This window comes from Streptomyces sp. NPDC086766, from assembly GCF_044746005.1.
Classification (GTDB): domain Bacteria; phylum Actinomycetota; class Actinomycetes; order Streptomycetales; family Streptomycetaceae; genus Streptomyces.
Window position 1 is genome coordinate 139,539 of sequence record NZ_JBIVBI010000007.1, and the last position, 17,829, is coordinate 157,367.

General features: G+C 73.7%; 17 protein-coding genes. 12 read left to right on the plus strand and 5 right to left on the minus strand.

Going from position 1 to position 17,829, the window contains the following annotated elements:
• Positions 1-80 precede the first annotated feature (80 nt).
• The 6 genes from ACIPM1_RS15865 to ACIPM1_RS15890 all read left to right on the plus strand — a co-directional run bounded on the left by ACIPM1_RS15865 (position 81) and on the right by ACIPM1_RS15890 (position 5,434).
• Complete coding sequence (locus ACIPM1_RS15865; RefSeq protein ID WP_402434336.1) at positions 81-692, plus strand: XRE family transcriptional regulator; 612 nt, start codon at positions 81-83, stop codon at positions 690-692.
• Positions 689-1,294 carry a hypothetical protein gene (locus tag ACIPM1_RS15870; protein ID WP_402434339.1) on the plus strand — a complete coding sequence of 202 codons (606 nt, stop codon included), beginning with the start codon at positions 689-691 and terminating at the stop codon, positions 1,292-1,294. The genes ACIPM1_RS15865 and ACIPM1_RS15870 overlap by 4 nt, the downstream gene beginning before the upstream one ends.
• A gap of 43 nt (positions 1,295-1,337) precedes the next feature.
• The gene (locus ACIPM1_RS15875) at positions 1,338-2,522 is read left to right on the plus strand and encodes an MAB_1171c family putative transporter (protein ID WP_402434342.1); all 1,185 of its coding nucleotides are present in this window, start codon (positions 1,338-1,340) and stop codon (positions 2,520-2,522) included.
• The gene (locus ACIPM1_RS15880; RefSeq protein ID WP_402434345.1) at positions 2,519-4,018 is read left to right on the plus strand and encodes an NAD(P)/FAD-dependent oxidoreductase; all 1,500 of its coding nucleotides are present in this window, start codon (positions 2,519-2,521) and stop codon (positions 4,016-4,018) included. The genes ACIPM1_RS15875 and ACIPM1_RS15880 overlap by 4 nt, the downstream gene beginning before the upstream one ends.
• Positions 4,019-4,098: 80 nt before the next feature.
• On the plus strand, positions 4,099-4,575 hold the full coding sequence (locus ACIPM1_RS15885) for a GNAT family N-acetyltransferase (RefSeq protein WP_402434348.1): 477 nt from the start codon (positions 4,099-4,101) through the stop codon (positions 4,573-4,575).
• A gap of 121 nt (positions 4,576-4,696) precedes the next feature.
• On the plus strand, positions 4,697-5,434 hold the full coding sequence (locus ACIPM1_RS15890; protein ID WP_402434350.1) for an SIR2 family NAD-dependent protein deacylase: 738 nt from the start codon (positions 4,697-4,699) through the stop codon (positions 5,432-5,434).
• A gap of 357 nt (positions 5,435-5,791) precedes the next feature.
• Here the strand turns inward: ACIPM1_RS15890 and ACIPM1_RS15895 are convergent, their stop codons facing one another.
• On the minus strand, positions 5,792-7,870 hold the full coding sequence (locus ACIPM1_RS15895; RefSeq protein ID WP_402434353.1) for a DUF1996 domain-containing protein: 2,079 nt from the start codon (positions 7,868-7,870) through the stop codon (positions 5,792-5,794).
• A gap of 403 nt (positions 7,871-8,273) precedes the next feature.
• On the opposite strand from ACIPM1_RS15895, the gene ACIPM1_RS15900 reads away from it, so the two are divergent.
• From ACIPM1_RS15900 to ACIPM1_RS15925, 6 genes are all read left to right on the plus strand, one after another.
• Positions 8,274-10,013, plus strand: a complete 1,740-nt coding sequence (locus ACIPM1_RS15900) for a multicopper oxidase domain-containing protein (RefSeq protein WP_402434356.1) — start codon at positions 8,274-8,276, stop codon at positions 10,011-10,013.
• A 181-nt stretch (positions 10,014-10,194) separates the two neighbouring features.
• Entirely contained in the window at positions 10,195-10,440 is a 246-nt protein-coding gene (locus tag ACIPM1_RS15905; protein WP_356189797.1) for a ferredoxin, read from the plus strand.
• Positions 10,430-11,824 (plus strand): NAD(P)/FAD-dependent oxidoreductase, encoded by a 1,395-nt coding sequence (locus tag ACIPM1_RS15910; protein ID WP_402434359.1) that lies wholly within the window; start codon positions 10,430-10,432, stop codon positions 11,822-11,824. Before ACIPM1_RS15905 ends, ACIPM1_RS15910 begins: the two co-directional genes overlap by 11 nt.
• A 78-nt stretch (positions 11,825-11,902) precedes the next feature.
• Positions 11,903-13,141, plus strand: coding sequence for a cytochrome P450 (locus tag ACIPM1_RS15915; RefSeq protein ID WP_402434362.1), 1,239 nt, complete (start codon positions 11,903-11,905; stop codon positions 13,139-13,141).
• Between the two features lie 121 nt (positions 13,142-13,262).
• Positions 13,263-13,502 (plus strand): hypothetical protein, encoded by a 240-nt coding sequence (locus ACIPM1_RS15920; RefSeq protein ID WP_402434365.1) that lies wholly within the window; start codon positions 13,263-13,265, stop codon positions 13,500-13,502.
• Positions 13,503-13,593: 91 nt separating this feature from the next.
• Positions 13,594-14,058, plus strand: a complete 465-nt coding sequence (locus ACIPM1_RS15925; RefSeq protein ID WP_402434368.1) for a hypothetical protein — start codon at positions 13,594-13,596, stop codon at positions 14,056-14,058.
• Between the two features lie 39 nt (positions 14,059-14,097).
• Here the strand turns inward: ACIPM1_RS15925 and ACIPM1_RS15930 are convergent, their stop codons facing one another.
• The 4 genes from ACIPM1_RS15930 to ACIPM1_RS15945 form a co-directional block, all read right to left on the minus strand.
• Positions 14,098-15,012 carry a DUF6424 family protein gene (locus ACIPM1_RS15930; RefSeq protein WP_402434371.1) on the minus strand — a complete coding sequence of 305 codons (915 nt, stop codon included), beginning with the start codon at positions 15,010-15,012 and terminating at the stop codon, positions 14,098-14,100.
• A gap of 245 nt (positions 15,013-15,257) precedes the next feature.
• Complete coding sequence (locus tag ACIPM1_RS15935; protein ID WP_402434374.1) at positions 15,258-15,473, minus strand: hypothetical protein; 216 nt, start codon at positions 15,471-15,473, stop codon at positions 15,258-15,260.
• 35 nt (positions 15,474-15,508) lie between these two features.
• Positions 15,509-15,799 (minus strand): hypothetical protein, encoded by a 291-nt coding sequence (locus tag ACIPM1_RS15940; RefSeq protein ID WP_356189811.1) that lies wholly within the window; start codon positions 15,797-15,799, stop codon positions 15,509-15,511.
• A 246-nt stretch (positions 15,800-16,045) separates the two neighbouring features.
• Entirely contained in the window at positions 16,046-17,725 is a 1,680-nt protein-coding gene (locus ACIPM1_RS15945; protein ID WP_402434843.1) for a GAF domain-containing protein, read from the minus strand.
• Positions 17,726-17,829: the final 104 nt, after the last annotated feature.

Consider the following 17,829-nt stretch of genomic DNA (forward strand, 5'->3'; position numbering starts at 1 on the left):
TTGTGGTGCTCTGGTTCGGGGGCTTCCGGGCCGGTTATCGTCCTGAACGCAGCGCCCGCCGAGACGAGGGAGATCCCTGGGTGAGACCCCCGCACGCAGCCCTCACCGAGACCCTGCGCCGGGTCGACGCCCTCCTCGTGAAGTCCGGCCGGACGCGTGCGGAGGTGCTCGACGCGGACCGGCTGTCGTGGGAGACGGGGGTCCCGGCGCCGGTCGTCGCCGCGCTGGTCGGCGGACAGGACGTCCCGGAGGAGGGGTTCGGCGACCGGATCCGGACCCGCATCCTGCATCTGCGGCGGACGCGCCGCCGGCCGGACGGCTCCCGGTACTCCTGCAGCGAGATCGGCGCGTCGTTCGGCGCGTCCGGCGCGGCGCTCTCCGCGATCGTCAACGGCCGGAGCAAGTGCGGTCCGCTCGCGGCCACCCAGGCCGGCATCGAGAAGTTCTTCTTCGGCCAGGCCAACGGGTTCCTGTCGGCGGAGGCGGTACCGGCGCTCAACGCCGCCCTGCAGCCGGTCCTCGCCCGGCTGGAGCACGAGACCGGCCCCCTGGCCGAGGCACTGTCCCGGTACGACGACGTCCGCGGCGTCGCCCTCCGGCAGGCGCGCGACCTGCCGGAGGAGCGCTGGAACGTGCTCAACGCGACCCTGAAGGCGCTGCTGGAGCTGGACGTGAAGGAAGGGGCGCGGTGAGTGCGCCGGCCCGGGCCATGCGGCGGCTCACCGCCCGGCTGCTGGCCGCCCTCGAACTGCCCGACGGCGACGAGGGTCTCTTACCGGCCGTCGGCAGGGCCGTCGAGCAGGTGCGCGGGCGTCCGGTCCGCCTGCACGCGGTGCCGTTCCCGCCGGACATCGCCAGCGGGCTGTGGATCCAGCGCCCCTCCCACGACGTGATCGCCTACGAGGCGCACACGGACCTGGAGCACCAGCTGGTGATCGTCGGCCACGAGGTCTGGCACATGTTCGAGGGGCACTGCCGCTCGCTCACCGCCCACGGACCGGCCGCCTCGCGCGCCGCTGACGGTGGCGCGGCGGACGCGGTGCGGGACGTGGTGGCGGCGGTCTGCGCGGCGGACGTGGCCGGGGCTCCCCCGGAGCGGCCCCTGGAGGTCAGTCTCCATGTCGCCCTGCGGGCCGACGCCAGCACCGTGCACCAGGAGGAGGAGGCCGAGTTCTTCGGCGTGCGGTTCGCCACCGCGGTGGATGCCGCCCGGACGGAGGCCCGGTCCGGCGTGGACCTCAGGAACCTCGCGGGACGCATCCGGTTCTCCCTGGCGCACCGCATCCGCTCCTGACCCGGTTCACGAACCGCCGCCCCCCGAGGAGACGCACCGCACCGTGAGCCACGGTCCCGGCAACACCGCCTTCTACCTCTGCGGGAGCCTGCTCCTGCTGGTCTGCCTGCTCAAGCTCCCGGCGCTCGTCCGCAGGCCCCACGACATGCTGCTGCGGGCCGTGTGCCTGCTGCTGTTCGCCGGGGCGCTGGTCTTCTTCTTCGCCGCCCCGGACTCCATCGCCGCGATCAACCGGCTCACCGGGATACCCAACTTCGCCGCCCCGTTGGCGTATTCGGCGCTGATCGCGTTCTCCGGGGCCAGCCTGCTGCTGATCATCAACTGGCGCCCGGCGCCCCCGGAGCAGACCCGGCGGGCGTCCCGGGTGTGCGTCACCGCGTACGGTCTCGTGATCGCCGCGATCAACGTGCTGTTCTGGTGGGGCGACGCCCCGGTGGAGCAACTCACCCTCTTCGACGGCTACTACGCGCGCACCCCGTTCATCAGGGAGATGATCCTCACCTACCTGGTGGCCCACGGCGTGGCGACCATGGCGACGAGTGTGCTGTGCTGGCGCTGGTCGACGGAGGTCCACGGCTCGCTGCGGGCCGGCCTGCGCATCCTGGCCCCCGCCTATCTGCTGCACGTGTGCTACGACGTCCTCAAACTGGTCGCGATCGGTGCCCGTTGGACCGGGCACGACCTGGACTTCCTGATCGACCGGGTGGCTCCGCAGACCGCGGCTCCCTCCGCCCTGCTCGCCTGCACCGGGTTCGCGCTCCCCCTGGCGGGGCCGCGCATCGCCCAGGTCGCGCACAACGTAAGGCAGTTGCGTGAACTGCGCCCGCTGTGGCGGGAGTTGCGGCAGGTGCCCACTCCGGGCGCCGTCCGCACCTCGCTGCCGTGGTGGTCCCCGCCCGCGGTGCGTCTGACCGGCCGGCGCACCGCCATCCACGACGCGCTGCTCGCCCTGGCCCCGTACTGCGACCTCGGCGTGCGCGAGCGGGCCCACACCGCCGCCCTGGACCGGGGCGAGGACGCGCGGTCCGCCGCCGCCACGGCCGACGCCGTCATGCTCGTCCTCGCCGGCGCCCGCCGGCGCCGCACCGGCGCCGGGCCCTCACCGGACGCCCAGGTGCCTCCGTGGCGCCCCCGCGATCTGGTCCTGCTGTCCCAGGCGCTCGCCTCGCCCGTACTGTCGGACCTCCGCGCGCACCACCGTGCCCCCGCAGAAAGCAGCCGGTCATGAACGACGTCACGAGAGCCCTCGCACGAGCCGCCACGGAGGACGTCCCCACGGCCGTCACCAGGACCGGCGGGCGGGAAGCGGCACCTCGTCGCGCGCCCACGCGGGCCGTCGTCGTCGGAGGCAGCATCGCCGGGATGCTCGCCGCGGCCGCCGTCCGCGACCGGTTCGACGCCGTGGAGATCGTCGAGGCCCACGACCTGCCCGCCGGTCCCGAGCCCCGTCCGGGCGTGCCGCAGGCCGCGCACTTCCACACCCTCGTCTCCGGCGGCGCGGACGCGATCGACGCCCTGCTGCCCGGCACGGTCGACCATCTCCTGGCCCACGGCGCCCACCGGGTGCCGATGACGACGAACATGGTCTACTGCTCCCCCGAGGGCTGGTACCGCCGCTGGCGGCGCGACACCCACTTCCTCGTCTCCGCCGGCCGGGACCTGACCGACTTCGCCGTCCGCCGGCAGGTCCTGAGGGACCCCCGGGTGAGCGTGCGCCCGCGTACCCGGGTCACCGCGCTCCTCGGGGACCGTCGCGCGGTCACCGGGGTGCGCCTGCGCGCCGCGGACGGCGCCGAGGCGGACCTGGCCGCGGACCTCGTCGTCGACGCCTCCGGCCGGTCCTCCCGCGCCCCGCACTGGCTGGCCGGACTGGGCGTCACCGGTCTCGCCGAGGACCGCGTCGACTCCGGGCTGGCCTACGCCAGCCGTGTCTACCGCGCTCCCGTGCCCACGCGCGACTGGCCGGTGATCAACGTGTCGGCCGACCCGCGCCGGCCCGGTCCGGCCACGGCGGGCGGCATCCTGCCGATCGAGGGCGACCGCTGGCACGTCAGCCTGTGGGGCCCGCCGGGCGCGCACCCCACCCGTGACCCGGACGCCTTCGAGCCGTACGCCCGCACGCTGCGCCACCCCGTGGTGGCCGAGCTGCTGGCCCACGCCGAGCCGCTGACCGGCGTGACGGTCACCCGCAGCACGGCCAACAGGCGCCGTTACTACGAGCGCCTGCCCGGCTGGCCGGAGGGGCTGGTCGCGCTGGGCGACTCGGTCGCCGCCTTCAACCCCGTCTACGGCCACGGTATGTCGGTGGCCGCGCAGGGCGCCCTGGCGCTGCGCGCCTCGCTGGCCTCCGGTCCGCGCGCCGGACTGGCCCGCAGGGCGCAGCGCGCCGTCACCCGGCCCGTCGAGGTGGCGTGGGCCCTCGCCACCGGGCAGGACATCCACTACCCGGCCACCGTGGGCCGCGACCCGAACCCGGCGGACCGGCTCCTCGACCGCTATGTGAGCCGTCTCTCCCGGACCGCGACCGGCTCCTACCGCGCCGCCACGGCCCTGACCGACGTCCTCACCCTCCAGGCCTCCCCCGCCACCCTGCTGCGGCCCGGAGTGCTGCTGTCCGCCGCGGGCGGCCCCCTGCGCCCGCCGCTCGCCCACCCCCAGTTCACCCCGGCGGAACGCCGCCTGCTGCGCGAGGCGGGGATCACCCTGTCCTGCCTGCCCGGGTAGGCGTCCGGCCCGTGGTGCCCGGCCGTCCTCCGGCCGGGACCGGGGGCCGCGTCTTCCTCCGGTTGTGTGACACTGCGGGCATGATCCGCACCGCGACTCCCGCAGACGTCCCCGTCATCCACGCCCTGGTCCGTGAGCTCGCCGAGTACGAGAAGGCGCTCGACGAGGCACGGGCGACGCCGGAACAGCTCACGGAGGCGCTGTTCGGCGAGCGCCCGGCCGCGTTCGCGCACGTGGCGCAGGAGGCCGACGGCGAGGTCGTGGGCTTCGCGTTGTGGTTCCTCAACTTCTCCACCTGGCGGGGCGTGCACGGCATCTACCTGGAGGACCTGTACGTCCGCCCGCAGTCCCGCGGCGGCGGTCACGGCAAGGCCCTGCTCACGGAGCTGGCCCGCATCTGCGTGGAGCGCGGCTACGAGCGCCTGGAGTGGTCGGTGCTGAACTGGAACAGCCCGGCGATCGACTTCTACCAGGCCATGGGCGCCCGCCCGCAGGAGGAGTGGACGGTGTACCGGCTGACGGACGGGGCGCTGAAGGACCTGGCCGTGCGCGCGTGACGGCGCGACGCCGGCTTCGTCGGCGTGCGGCCGGCGCCGGCCTCTCCCGCGACGGACGGGGCGGGAGGGGCGGCGGAAACGCGGGTGCGGCGGCCTCGGGCCCGGAGCTACCCTCGGTGCCATGGCCAAGCCCCTCGTCGCGATCCTCAGCGGAGCCGGCATCAGCACGGACTCCGGGATTCCGGACTACCGCGGACCCAACGGGCTCTGGCGGCGGGACCCGGAGGCCGAGAAGCTCGTGACGTACGAGTACTACATGGGCGACCCCGAGATCCGGCGCCGCTCCTGGCAGATGCGGCGCCGCAACCGCACCCTGCTGGCCGAGCCGAACGCCGCGCACCACGCGGTGGCCGATCTGGAGCGCTCCGGGGTGCCGGTCCGGGTCATCACGCAGAACGTGGACGGGCTGCACCAGCTGGCCGGGCTGCCCGCGCGCAAGGTGCTCGAACTGCACGGCACCGCGCGGAGCGTGGTGTGCACCCGGTGCCACGCCCGCGGGCCGATGGAGGACGCCCTGGCGCGGGTGGAGGCGGGTGAGGGGGATCCGCCGTGCCGCGCGTGCGGCGGGATCCTGAAGTCCGCGACGGTCATGTTCGGCGAGCGGCTCGACCCGGTGGTGCTGGGCGAGGCCTTGGCCGTCACCAAGGCGTGCCAGGTGTTCATCGCCGTGGGCACCAGTCTCCAGGTGCAGCCCGCCGCCGGGCTCGCGGGCCTCGCCGCCGACCACGGCGCCCGCCTCGTCATCGTCAACGCCGAGCCCACACCGTACGACGAACGGGCCGACGAGGTCGTGCGGGAGCCGATCGGCACCGCTCTGCCCGCGCTTCTCCGCCGCCTGACGGACGGCGCGGCCGCCTGATCGGGCGGTCTCAGGACCGGGGCGGAATCCCGTCGTCCGCCAGCTTCCCTGTACCGCGAGTAACATGATCAACTCTCGTGACTGGGTGCTCCCCACAGTCAAGTTGAGCGCTCCGTGTGCCTTCCAACACTCCCAGTGCGAGGTTTCCGATGCCGTCTCAAGGCGACGCCCTGCAGCAAGCGCGTGCCGACTACGAGGAGCACATGCGCACGTGCCGTCAGTGCAATGCGGACACCGTTCCGTGCGCTGTGGCCAAGCACTTGCTCCGCCTCTACAACAACGCCCGGAGATCGGCGATGCGTTGAGACACGCGACGGCGGCGGGACCCGCCTCACGGGTCCCGCCGCCGTCGCGCCGTCACATGCCGGTGCGCCTGATCCGGCGCAGCAGCACGAAGCCCGCGATCACGAGCAGTGCTCCGGCCGCGGCCGGCCACAGCTGGGCGCCGGTCTCGGCGAGGCTTCCGCCGACCGTCTGCGGCGCGGCCTGCGCTCCGGGGGGCGGGGCCTGCGTGGCGCTGCCGACGGCGCTGCCGCCGTCGCCGCCCGAACCGCCCTGCGCGCCGGCCCCCTCGGCCGTCCGGGACGCCGAGGGTGTGGTGTAGGCCTTGGGCCGGGCCGTGGCGGGCGCGGAGGACGCGTCGCCGCCCGCCGGCTCCGCGGCCGGCGGCCGCGCGGTCTGCTGGTCCCCGGTGCCGCCGCCGTTGCCGCCCTTGTCGTCGGTGCCGCCGTTGCCGCCCTTGTCCCCCGTGCCGCCGTGGTCACCGCCGCCGGCCATATCTCCGTTGCTCCCACCGGCCGTTGCGCCCGGAGCCGGCGTCGGCTGGTCCGGCGGGTTCTGCGACTGCTGCGGCTCCTGCGGGTTCTGCGACTGTTGCGGGTCCTGGGGCTGCTGAGACTGCTGCGGGTCCTCGGTGGGCGACGGCGAGGCCTGGCCGGCCCCGGCGCCGCACTTCCGGCCGCCGTTGATGCAGTCGACCATCTCCCGCATGAGGCTCTCGTCGAAGACGTTGATGAAGTCGCCGTGGTCCGTGACCGGCTTGTGCAGCTGCTCGGGGAAGGAGTCCACGGCGAACAGCGGGGTCGTCCGGCCGCCGTCCTGGAGGCTCGGGGCGTCGACGGCGTAGACGATGCGCTGCACCAGCTGCGGGATCGCCTGGAATCCGCCCGGGCAATTGCCCTCGGCGTCGGCGAACGCCACGTGGGTGCGATGGTTGGCGCTGTCGATGTTCCGGCCGTCCCAGCAGCTCTGGAATTTGAAGGTGCGCACCACGTCGCTGCCCTGGGGGCAGAGCGGGTACTTGTCCTTCAACTGCCGGTCCTCGAAGCCGGTGCAGCTCCAGGACGCGTTGGCGTTGGCGGGGCCGTTGACGAAGGCCTTGGCGTCGCCGGTGATGATGCGCAGCAGCCGCGGCATGGCCGTGACCTTGCCGCGCGGGTTGCCCACGAAGGTGAGCGTCACCTGCTTGGGGGTGACGATCCGCCCCGCGTTGCCCTCGGTGCCGCCGCCCGGCGCGTCGGCGTCCCGCTCACGCGTTCCGTTCTGCAGCCGCAGTACGGGCCAGTAGTAGGTGGACCGGTCGCCCTTGTCCTCGCAGGTCGTGTCGCCCTTGGCGAGGTCGTCGTCGCTCGCGAAGGCGTTGTTGGCCTGGTTGCCGACGTAGTCGTGGAAGTGGTGGGCGCCGTTGGTGACGCCGGGGGCGACGATGACGTTGTCCGAGTTGAACCGGCCGTTGGCGTTCACCCCGCAGGCGGAGGAGAAGGTGCCGGTGGAGGCGTCCGCCTGGTCGCGGGGGCCGGGCACGTTGGGCTGCACGGTGGTGATGTCCGCGTAGTCCGCCGCGACGGGGCCGTTGCCGGCCTGTCCGCCGTTGCCTCCCTGCTGCTGCCCGCCTCCCTGGTTCTGCCCCTGGTCCTGTCCCTGGCCCTGGCTGGGGTCCTGGCTCTGCCCCTGGCTCGGGTCCTGCCCCTGGCTCTGGCCGTCGCCTTGGCCGGGCGTCGCGCCGTCGCCCTGGCCGGGGGACGTGCGCAGGGTGCAGGCCGCGAGCTCCTCCAGCCCCTGCGGCCGGTCCCCGGAGCCTCCGATGGCGTCCGCGATGCGCGCGATGGTCGCCGCGCGCTCCCCCTTCAGCGGGTCCATGATCGCGCTCTGCACGGCGCCCTCGTCCTGCTGCCCGGCCTGGGCGGAGGCCTGCACCTGCTGGTAGGCCTTGGCGATCTGCCCGTCGAGAGCGGCGAGTTGCTCGTCCACCGCCTCCCGGGCGCCCTCGGGCACATCGGTGAGGCGGGTGCCGACGTCCGGGCAGTCGATCGTGGCGCCCCCCGAGGCCCAGCCCTGCCCGGCTTGGTCGGTCCGGACCGTGGACTGTCCCGGCCAGGTGCCCTCGGTGGCCGAGGCGTAGACGTTGGCCGCGACCAGTCCACCCCCGCCCAGCATGAGCGCGACCGCCGCGAAGGTGGCACGTCTTGGGCCTGTGGGTCGTCTGCGCGTATTGCGTCTCAAGGCACTACTCCTACGCGGTCATGGCCGGCCGGGTATGGGTTCCCCTCGGTCCCATACGGAGTGGGGCCCCGCCGTGTTCAAGCGCCTCACGAATTCATGGCGATCTCATGGGTGCTGACGCCCCGGCAGCGCGGCTGCCGCCTGGGGCGCGCATGTCACGGCCGGGGCGGTCGGGGCCGCCCGAGCCGGAAGCCCGCCGCGGGCGAGAGGTCCGGCCCTGGCGCCGGAAGTCGCGCGCCCGTCCAGTTTCAGGAACACGCAAAATTGCGGACCCACATCATCGGACGCGCCGCACCAGGTCTAGGACATTACGCCCCAAAACGTGTGTTATTCCGTCATGCACAAGTATTCGCGGCGTACCTTGCTCAGTGCCTCGCTCATGGCCGCCGGCTCGGGGGCCCTGGCCGCCTGCACCGGTGCCGAGCCCGACGCGGACACCGCTCCGCGCCCGGGCTCCCCCGCGCGACCGGGCTCCTCCGCGCACCCGGGCTCGCCCGCGCGACCGAGCACCCCCGCGCACCCGAGTTCCTCCGCGCGCCCGACAGCCGCCCCGGCGCCCGGGAGCACCGGCCTCAGTGACCGCCGCTTCGTGCCCGACGGGCCGGGGGGATACGTGAACCCGTCGGATCCCGAGGTGCTGGCCGTGGAGAGGGAGCGCGAGGGCGGTGCGGTGCGCCGGTTCCGGCTCACCGCCACCCAGACGCTGCTCGACCTCGGCGGACGGACCGTCAGGTCATGGGCGTACGGCGACTCCGTGCCCGGCCGGGAGGTCCGCGTCACCGCGGGCGACATCCTCGACCTCACGCTCGCCAACCACCTTCCCGTGGGGACGACCCTGCACTCGCACGGGGTGCGCCTGCGCTGCGACATGGACGGCGTGCCGGATCTGACCCAGGCGGCCATCCGGCCCGGTGAGGACTTCCGCTACCGCTTCACCGTCTCCCACCCGGGCACGTACTGGCTGCACTCGCACCTCGGGATGCAGCTCGACCGCGGTCTGTACGCCCCGCTGATCGTGGACGACCCCAGGGAGCGCCTGTCCTACGACAAGGAGTGGGTCGTCATCCTCGACGACTGGGTCGACGGGGTGGACGGCTCCACCCCGGACGCCGTGCTCAGGTCGCTGGGCGGCGGCATGCCGGGGATGGACATGGGCGGGAACGACGACTCGGGCAAGGCCGGCGGGCGCGGCGGGGCCGGCCGGCACGGGCACGCGTCGTTCGACGGCACCGACGGGCCCTCGCGCATCCTGCGGTACTCCCAAAGCCGCCTGCTGGGCGGACCGGGCGGCCACGTGGACTACCCGTACTACCTGATCAACGGCCGGCTGCCGCACGCCCCCTCGGTGTTCCGGGCCCGCCCCGGCGACCGCATCCGGCTGCGGATCATCAACGCCGGGGCCGAGACCGCGTTCCGGGTGGCGCTGGGCGGCCACCCGATGACGGTGACGCACACCGACGGCTACCCCGTCGAGCACCAGCGGACGGACGCGCTGCTGATCGGCATGGCCGAGCGCTACGACGTTCTGGTCACCGCCGGGGACGGGGTCTTCCCCCTCGTCGCGCTCGCCGAGGGCAAGGAGGCCAGAGCGCTGGCCGTGCTGCGCACCAGCAAGGGGAGCGGTGTCCCCTCGGCGTCCGTGTATCCGGGGGAGCTGGACGGGAGGCTGGTACCCGCCGGGCGTCTCGTCCCGCACGAGTCCGTGGCCTTCAGCAACCGGAAGCCCGACCGCGAGATCCGGATCAGGCTGCACGGGAGCATGAAGAAGTTCGACTGGAACTTCGACCACCGGCCCTACTCCCTGGAACAGCGCCATCCCATCCGGGAGAACGAACGGGTGCGGCTCACCCTGATCAACGCCACGAACATGTGGCACCCCCTCCACCTGCACGGCCACACCTTCGCGATGACCGGCATCGGTGCCGCCGGCGCCCGCAAGGACACGGCCGCGGTGCTGCCGCACCGCAAGCTGGTGGTGGACTTCTACGCCGACAACCCCGGCCTGTGGATGCTCCACTGCCACAACCAGTACCACTCCGAGTCCGGGATGATGACCATCCTCGGCTACCGGAAGTGACGGCTCGCCCGGGACGGCAGTGCTCGGTCGGCCCGCCCCGGCCGGTCACCCCTTCGGCGTGCCCCGGCGCGCGCGAGGGCGGCCGGGGCTCCGATGCTGGCGGGGGGAGGTGACCGCCGTCCGAGGGTGCCGTGAGCGGGTGGGGACCCACGGGCCTGGCCGCCGGAAGGGCGGAGCGTTGATGAGGCTTGTCGTCGATCTCAACAAGTGCCAGGGATACGCGCAGTGCGCGTTCCTCGCGCCGGACGTCTTCACCCTGCACGGTGAGGAGTCGCTCGTCTACAGCCCCCGGGCCGAGGCGGCCCAGCGGGAGGCCGTGGCGCGCGCCGTCGCGGCCTGCCCCGTCCAGGCGATCACCGTCGAGGGTCTTGACGGCGTGGGCGGCTCGCCCGCCGAGGCCGCCCGGGGTGTGTCCGATGGCCGCTGAGGAGTTCCACGAGTGGCTCCGGCGGGAGGGCCGGATCGTGATCGTGGGGGCCTCGCTGGCGGGTCTGCGGGCCGCGGAGACGCTGCGCGCCGAGGGGTTCACGGGCTCGCTCACCATGATCGGCGACGAGCCGTACGAGCCGTACGACCGGCCGCCGCTGTCCAAGGCGGTGCTGCTGGGCAGGGCCTCCCCGGACCACACCGAGCTGCCGCGGCGCCGGGACGTCGGGGCGGCCTGGCGTCTGGGGGTGGCCGCGACCGGGCTGGACATGGCGGCCAAGCGGGTGCGGCTGGCCGACGGGGACGAGGTGCCCTACGACCGGCTGCTGATCGCCACCGGGGTGCGTGCCCGGCCCTGGCCGAAGGAGTCGGAGGCCCAGCTGGACGGGGTCCTCGTGCTGCGCACCCGCGACGACGCGGTCCGGCTGCACCGGCGGATGAGGGCCGGGCCGCGCCGGGTGTTCGTCATCGGCGCCGGCTTCACCGGCTCGGAGATCGCCTCGGCCTGCCGCGACCGGGGCATCGCGGTCACGGTGGCGGAGCGTGCGGGCGCGCCGCTGGTGGGAGCCCTGGGCGGGGTCATCGGGGCGGTGGCCGCGGACCTGCACCGGGACAACGGGGTGGACCTGCGCACGGGGGTGATGGTGACCGGCCTGGAGGGCGACTCGGCGGGCCGGGTGCGGGCCGCCCATCTCTCCGACGGCAGCGTCGTCGAGACGGATGTCGTGGTGGTGTCGCTCGGCGCGACCCGCAACACCGAGTGGCTGGCGGGCTCCGGGCTCGGGGCCGGTCCGCGCGGCATCGCCTGCGACGCCGGCTGCCGGGCCTTCGACATCCGGGGCATCGTCACCGACGACGTCTTCGCCGCCGGTGACGTCGCCCGCTCCCCGAACCCGCTGTTCGGCTACCAGTTCCTGTCCCTGGAGCACTGGGGCAACGCCGTGGCCCAGGCCGAGGTCGCCGCCCACAACATGATCAGCACCAGCGCGGAGCGGCGCCCGCACATGTGGGTGCCCGCCTTCTGGTCCTCGCAGTTCGGGGTGAACATCAAGTCCGTGGGCGTCCCCTCCATGGGCGACCAGGTCATGATCACGCAGGGGTCGCTCGCGGAGCGCCGGTTCATCGGGGTGTACGGCTACCAGGGCCGCGTCATCGCCGCGGTGAGCTTCGACAACACACGGTGGCTGGACTTCTACCAGCGGCTCATCGAGACGGGTGCGCCGTTCCCGCTGGATTTCCCGACCGTGGACCGCCGGCCGGAGGGCCGGCAGCCGGTCCCGGCCGACTTCCCCGACCCGTCGCTGCCCACCCACGGCCCGACCGTCACCCTCAGCGGTTACTCGCCCGCCGACCGCCACCTGGTGTTCACCCCGGGCCGCCACTGACCGGCGCCGACCGCGCGCGCCCCCGCTCCCGCCTCCGCCCGCCCACCGCCACGGGCCTTCACGCCCCAAGGACCCCCGATGACGCAAGCCTCGCTCCTCAGCCGCATCACCGACTTCGCGAACCGCGCCGACCCCTACCCGCTGTACGCGGAGCTCCGCAGGACGCCGGTGCTGCACGAGGAGGAGGGCGGCCCGTACGTCGTCAGCTCGTACTACGACATCCTGGGCCTGCTCCACGATCCGCGGATCAGCTCCGACGCGGCCAATCTGGTCGCCGCCGGGGACGACGAGCTGTCGGGGCCGGAGGCGACGGGACTGCCGCCGAGCTTCATCCGGCTCGACCCGCCCGAGCACGACCGGCTGCGGCGGATCGCCAACAGCTCCTTCGGGCCGCCGCACCGCCCCCGCCGGATCGACGGCATGCGCGGAGAACTCGCCCGGATCGTCACGGAGTTGATCGACGGCTTCGGCGAGGACCGGCAGATCGACCTCGTCGACCGGTTTGCCCACCCGTTCCCGGTGACCGTGATCTGCCGGCTGCTGGGGGTGCCGCGCGAGGACGAGCCGCGCTTCCGGGCCTGGGTCGACCCGCTGGTCGCGAGCCTCGACCCGGACACCCGCAGGAACGCCGGCGCCGATTTCCAGCACACCGCGCAGGAGGCGCGGATGCAGCTGGGCATGTACCTGGCGGGACTGGTGGAGCAGCGCACCAGGGAGCCGCGGGACGACATGCTGTCCGACCTCGCGACCGGTCACGGCGCGGACGGCACGCTGTCGATGATGGAGGTGCTCAGCACCGCCGTGCTGCTGCTGATCGCCGGCCACGAGACGACGGTCAACCTCATCGCCAACGGGATGCTCACCCTGCTGCGCCACCCGGAGGTCCTGGGGCGGTTGCGCGAGGACCCCGGTCTGTCCGTCAGGATCGTCGAGGAGCTGCTGCGCTACGAGCCGCCGGTCCAGCTCGTACCGCAGCGCACCTGCGTCGCGGACGTCGAACTGCGCGGGGTCACCATCCCCAGGGGCTCGCGGATCTGGCTCGTCCTCGGCGCGGGCAACCGGGACCCCGAGCGCTTCCAGGACCCCGACCGGTTCGACCCGGACCGCCCGGACATCCAGCACCTCGGCTTCGGCAGCGGCATCCACAGCTGCTTCGGCGCCCCCCTGGCCCGTCTGGAGGCACAGATCGCCCTGGCCGAGCTGGCCCGCCGGCTGGACGGCGCCCGACTGGTGGAGGACCCGCCGCCCTACCGCCGGAACGCGGTGCTACGGGGTCCGCGGCACCTGCAGATCGCCGTCGACGGAGTGCGTTCCTAGCCCATTTCGGAAGCGCTACGGAGAGGGCGCCTTCACAAAGAAGGAAAACCCTCTAGACATACGCGAAAAAACCGACAAAATGGTGTGTACCCCCACCGCGACTTCAAGGAGCCGCTCCCGCATGGCGTACGGAGCCCACCACAGCCCCACCCCGCCTCCTCACCCCGACCTGAGCCTGGCCCGCGACTGCCAGCGCTGCCTCGGCTGGGGAACCGTCATCAACCGCGACGGTCACCACGAACTGTGCGGCACCTGCCAGCCGGACACCGACGAGGAGGATCCTCCCCTCGATCCGCGCGCGCCACTGCCCGAGCGGGACGCCCTGTCCCAGCCCACCCCGGCCGGGCCCCGCCCCGGCTGAGACGGCACGGTCCCGCTCCGTACGAGTGGAAGGTCGGCCGCAACGGTCGTAGCGTCGTTACTGAGCGAGCCGTCGGCGACCGGGAGCTTCCATGCGCAGACACACAGTCAGGACGGCGATCACCCTCTGTGCCGCCACCGCTCTCGCGGCCGGGCTGGGAACGGCCTCGGCCGCCCCGGGGGCCCCGCCCGGGGGCGCACAGCAAGTGCGCCGGCCGGAGCGGCCCGTGCTCGTCGACTGTCTCTGGCATCCGAAGACGCGTCCGGACGCGTTCATCCTCGCCTGTGGGGACGGCAACAGCCGCCTGTACTCGCTGCGCTGGTCGCAGTGGGGGTCCAGGGCCGCGACGGCCCGGGGCCTCAACGCCGTCAACGACTGCAAGCCGTACTGCGCGGCCGGCCGGTTCCACTCGTACCGCGTGCTCGTACGCCTCGACCACCCGCAGCCGTGGAAGAAGCATCCGCAGCGGCAGCACTACACCCGGATGGTCCTCGTCTTCCCGGACGGCCGCCCGGACGGGTACGACCAAGTGGTGAGCTACCCCCTGTGGAACTGACGCGGCTGCGCAACGGTCCTGTGCGGCACGGTCGCGCCCTCACCGAGCGGGGTTCGGGCGGCCGTGCCCCCTCGCGCCGTCCGGCCGCGCGGCGCGGCCGGCGACGAGCGGGCCGGAGGCGGTGCGCCGGCCGGGCTCTATCTGCAGGCTGAACGCCTGGAGCGCCACGGGGCTGTTGGGCGGGAGAACCGCCATCTTCCCGGTCTCCTGCGCCTCGGCCAGCGTGTCCGCGGCCGTGCTGCCCTCCGCGACGTGCAGCAGGCGTACGTGTCCGTCGCCGGAGCCCCGCCGGTCCACGGGGGCGACGGCGCCGTGCGTTCCGTCCGGCAGGTCCACCCACAGGTGGAAGTCCTCGTACCGGAAGAAGTCCGCGCCCTTGACGGGCCACGGGTAGTGGTGCTCACCGGGCACCTTCGGCAGGATTCCCTGGTGGTTGCCGTGGCTCATGGGGACGCAGGCGTTGAAGAGCGAGTCGGTCCAACGCTCCACGCCGTCGGCGTCCGTGACCGGGGTGCGCAGCAACTCCACGGCCTCCTCGTAGCCCAGCGCCGTCAGGGCGGGCAGGGTGAGCGGGAACGCCTCGACGAGTTCGGCCGCGTCCCGGCGCAGACGGTCCACCTTCCCGGGCTCGGCGCAGAACTGCATGCTCCACTCGATGCCGACCCGCGCGCGGAACATCCGCCAGCCGCCACGCCCCTTGACCCACAGGCTTCCGCCGTGGTGCATCTCCCACCGTTCGGCGCCGACGGGGCGGGGCCCGTAGGGCAGGTCGGCGTCGTCCGCCTCGGCGAGGATCTTCTTCGCCGCGGCCTTCGCTGCCCGGAGGTACGGCGACTCACAGCGTTTGGGGTGGTCGACGAGACGGATCCGCCAGGGATGGCTCTCGGATTCCGTCCCGCCGGGCTGGGGCGCGGTCGCCGTCCGGGACGCTTTCGTGGAACCGGCAACGGTCATGGCTGGCCTCCTCGCCGACCGTGCGGGCCGGTGCCCCGGCCCGTCGCGCCGAGCCCCCTGGCTCCATCGTGCGCCCCGGAACGGGCCGTGGCGAATCGGCGGCGGGCGGCGGCGCGGGTTCCCGAGGGCGACGGGCGGGGCGTCGATCGTGCCTGGACCGCGCCGTCCTGACTCCTCGTCAACCTGCTTGCACACGGGACTGGTTGTCGAGGCCGTGCGGCAGGGGGCTCCGGATGCGTCCGACCTCAGACGAGGAGTCTGCGCACCCGGATCGTCTCGACGCGCCGCCACTCGGTCCTGGACACCCGCAGCCACTCGGCCGCCGCGTCCTGGCCGCGCTTCCCGCGCCGGCCGCGCTCGGGCGGCGCGGATCCGCCGGGCGCCGGCCGGTGCGACGGCAGGCGGGCGCCGCACGGGGCCGCCCGTCCGGCCCGGTCTCCGGATCCCGCGGGTGGAGTCACCGTTCCCGTCCTCCCGGTCGTCCAGGGGATGGTTCTCAGTGGTACGTCTCGGTGGCGCTGGGGACCGTGGCCCCGCCGCCCGCCCGTACGGCCTCCACCACGCCCTGGTGCAAGGTGCGGCTCTCCTGTTCGGTGGGGCAGGAGACCGGGCTGCCGGTGAGGGTGAACCACTGGGAGGTACCGCTGTACTGCACCGTCACATCGGCCTCCCTGCCGTCCCAGGTGGTGTGCACGGTCAGATCACCGGTCAGGATGCCGGCCTCCTCCGTACGGACGCCTCCGCGTCCCGCGAAAACCCCCGTAGTGGTCCACGATGCCCAGGCCATCGCCATCAGCCGTCCTTTCGGGCGCTCGAGCGGGTTGCGGAGGCGTCGAGGTGCGCCTCGTCCCCGGCTCCCCGGAGTCCTGCTCCGATGGTCTCTCGGCGCGGCCCGACGGGCCTGGGCCCAGCGGTCCCGAGGCCCAGGGCCCGTTGGTCCCGGGTCCTGACGCCCCGGATCACGAAGGACCTGATCACGACGGGACCGGATCACGACAGCCCGGGTCACGACGCCCGGTCACCAGGGCCCGGGTCACGACGTCCCGGCGGGCAGGGGCACGGTCCAGCGCAGGACCGTGCCGGAGGGTTCGCGCGGGCCGATCTCCAGCCCCCCGCCGAGCTCCTCCGCGCGGCTGCGCAGGTTGGCCAGGCCGCTGCGGCGGGTGACGGCCGGGTCGATGCCCCGCCCGTTGTCGGCCACGGTCAGCCTGAGCGTCCCGTCCTTCGCCTCCGCGGTGACCTCCACCGCAGAGGCGTGGGCGTGGCGGGCGGCGTTGGAGAGCGCCTCGCGCAGCACGGCCATCAGGTGCTCGGCGTGCCCGGCGGGCACGCCGGTGTCCAGCAGGCCCGTCATGCGCAGCGACGGGCCGAAGCCCAGGATCGCGCCGGCCTCGTCGGTGAGGGCGAGCAGCCGGGCGCGCAGCCCGGTGCCCCGGCCGGGCCGGTCGCGGTGCTGGAGGCCGAAGATGGTGGTGCGGATGACTTTGATGGTGCCGTCGAGGTCGTCCACGACGCGCTGGATCCGCTCCGCGACCTGGGGCTGGTCGCCGACGCGGCCGAGCGCGGCCTGCAGGGTCAGCCCGTCGGCGAACAGGCGCTGGATGACCTGGTCGTGCAGGTCGCGGGCTATACGGTCGCGGTCGCCGAGCAGGGTCAGCTGTTCGGCGTACCGGCGGTGCTCGGCGACCTCCAGCGCCAGGGCGGTCTGGTCGGCGAAGGCGCGCACCATGTCCAGCACCGCGTCGGTGAACGGCGCGGAACCGGGGCCGTTGGCCACCTGGAGCACACCGCGGGTCCGCTCCCGGCCGCCGACCGGGACGAAGAACGCGGGCCCCAGGGGGACGACGGAGGCGCTGCCGCCCGAGGAACGGGGATCGCTGCTGATCGACTCGCTGCTGATGCACTCCCCCGTCGCGAACACCTTCGCGGCGAGGGTCGTGGCGGACAGCGCCAGGCCGCGGACCCGGTCGCCGGCCCTTCCGGCCGCGGCCTCCACGACCAGGCTGCCGCCGTCGTCCACGGGCAGGGCCAGGGTCACCAGGTCCGCGTCGGTCATCTCCCGCACGGTGTCGGCCAGCGAACGCAGCATCTCCGTCGGGGGCTCCCCGGACAGCAGGGCCCGGGTCAGGTCGGCGCCTGCCTCCAGCCGCCGTTCGCGGTGGCGGCTCTCGTCGTAGAGCCTGGCGTTGTCGATGGCCACACCGGCCGCGGCGGCGAGGCTGCGCAGGACCGCCTCGTCGTCCTCGTCGAACTGCTGTCCGCCCCGCTTGTCGGTCAGGTAGAGATTGCCGAAGATATGGTCCCGTATCTGCACCGGAGCGCCGAGGAAGCTGCGCATGGGCGGGTGCCCGGCGGGGAAGCCCACCGCCTCCAGGTGGGTCCGGAGATCGTCCAGGCGCAGGGAGTGCGGCTCGCGGATCAGCAGGCCCAGGATGCCGCGGCCCTCCGGATAGTGCCCGATCCGCCGGACGGTCTCCTCGTCCATGCCGACGGTGACGAACTGCTTGATCCGGCCTTCCTCCCCGACGACGCCCAGCGCCCCGTACTCGGCGTCGACCAGTTCGACCGCGGACTGCACGATGCGGTGCAGCAGGTCCTCCAGGTCCAGGTCCCCACCGACGGCCATGACCGCGTCCAGCAGCGTCTGCATGCGGTCCCGGCTGCCGCGCACCCGCCGCACGTGCTCCTGCAACTCGCTGAGCAGCGCGTCCATCCTCAGGTGCGGCACAGAGCCCTCACCGTCCGTGCCCGGTCGGTCGTTCACCGCAGCCACCTTCTCCGTGGTCGCCGTGTCACAGGCCGTCGGCACTCTCGAAC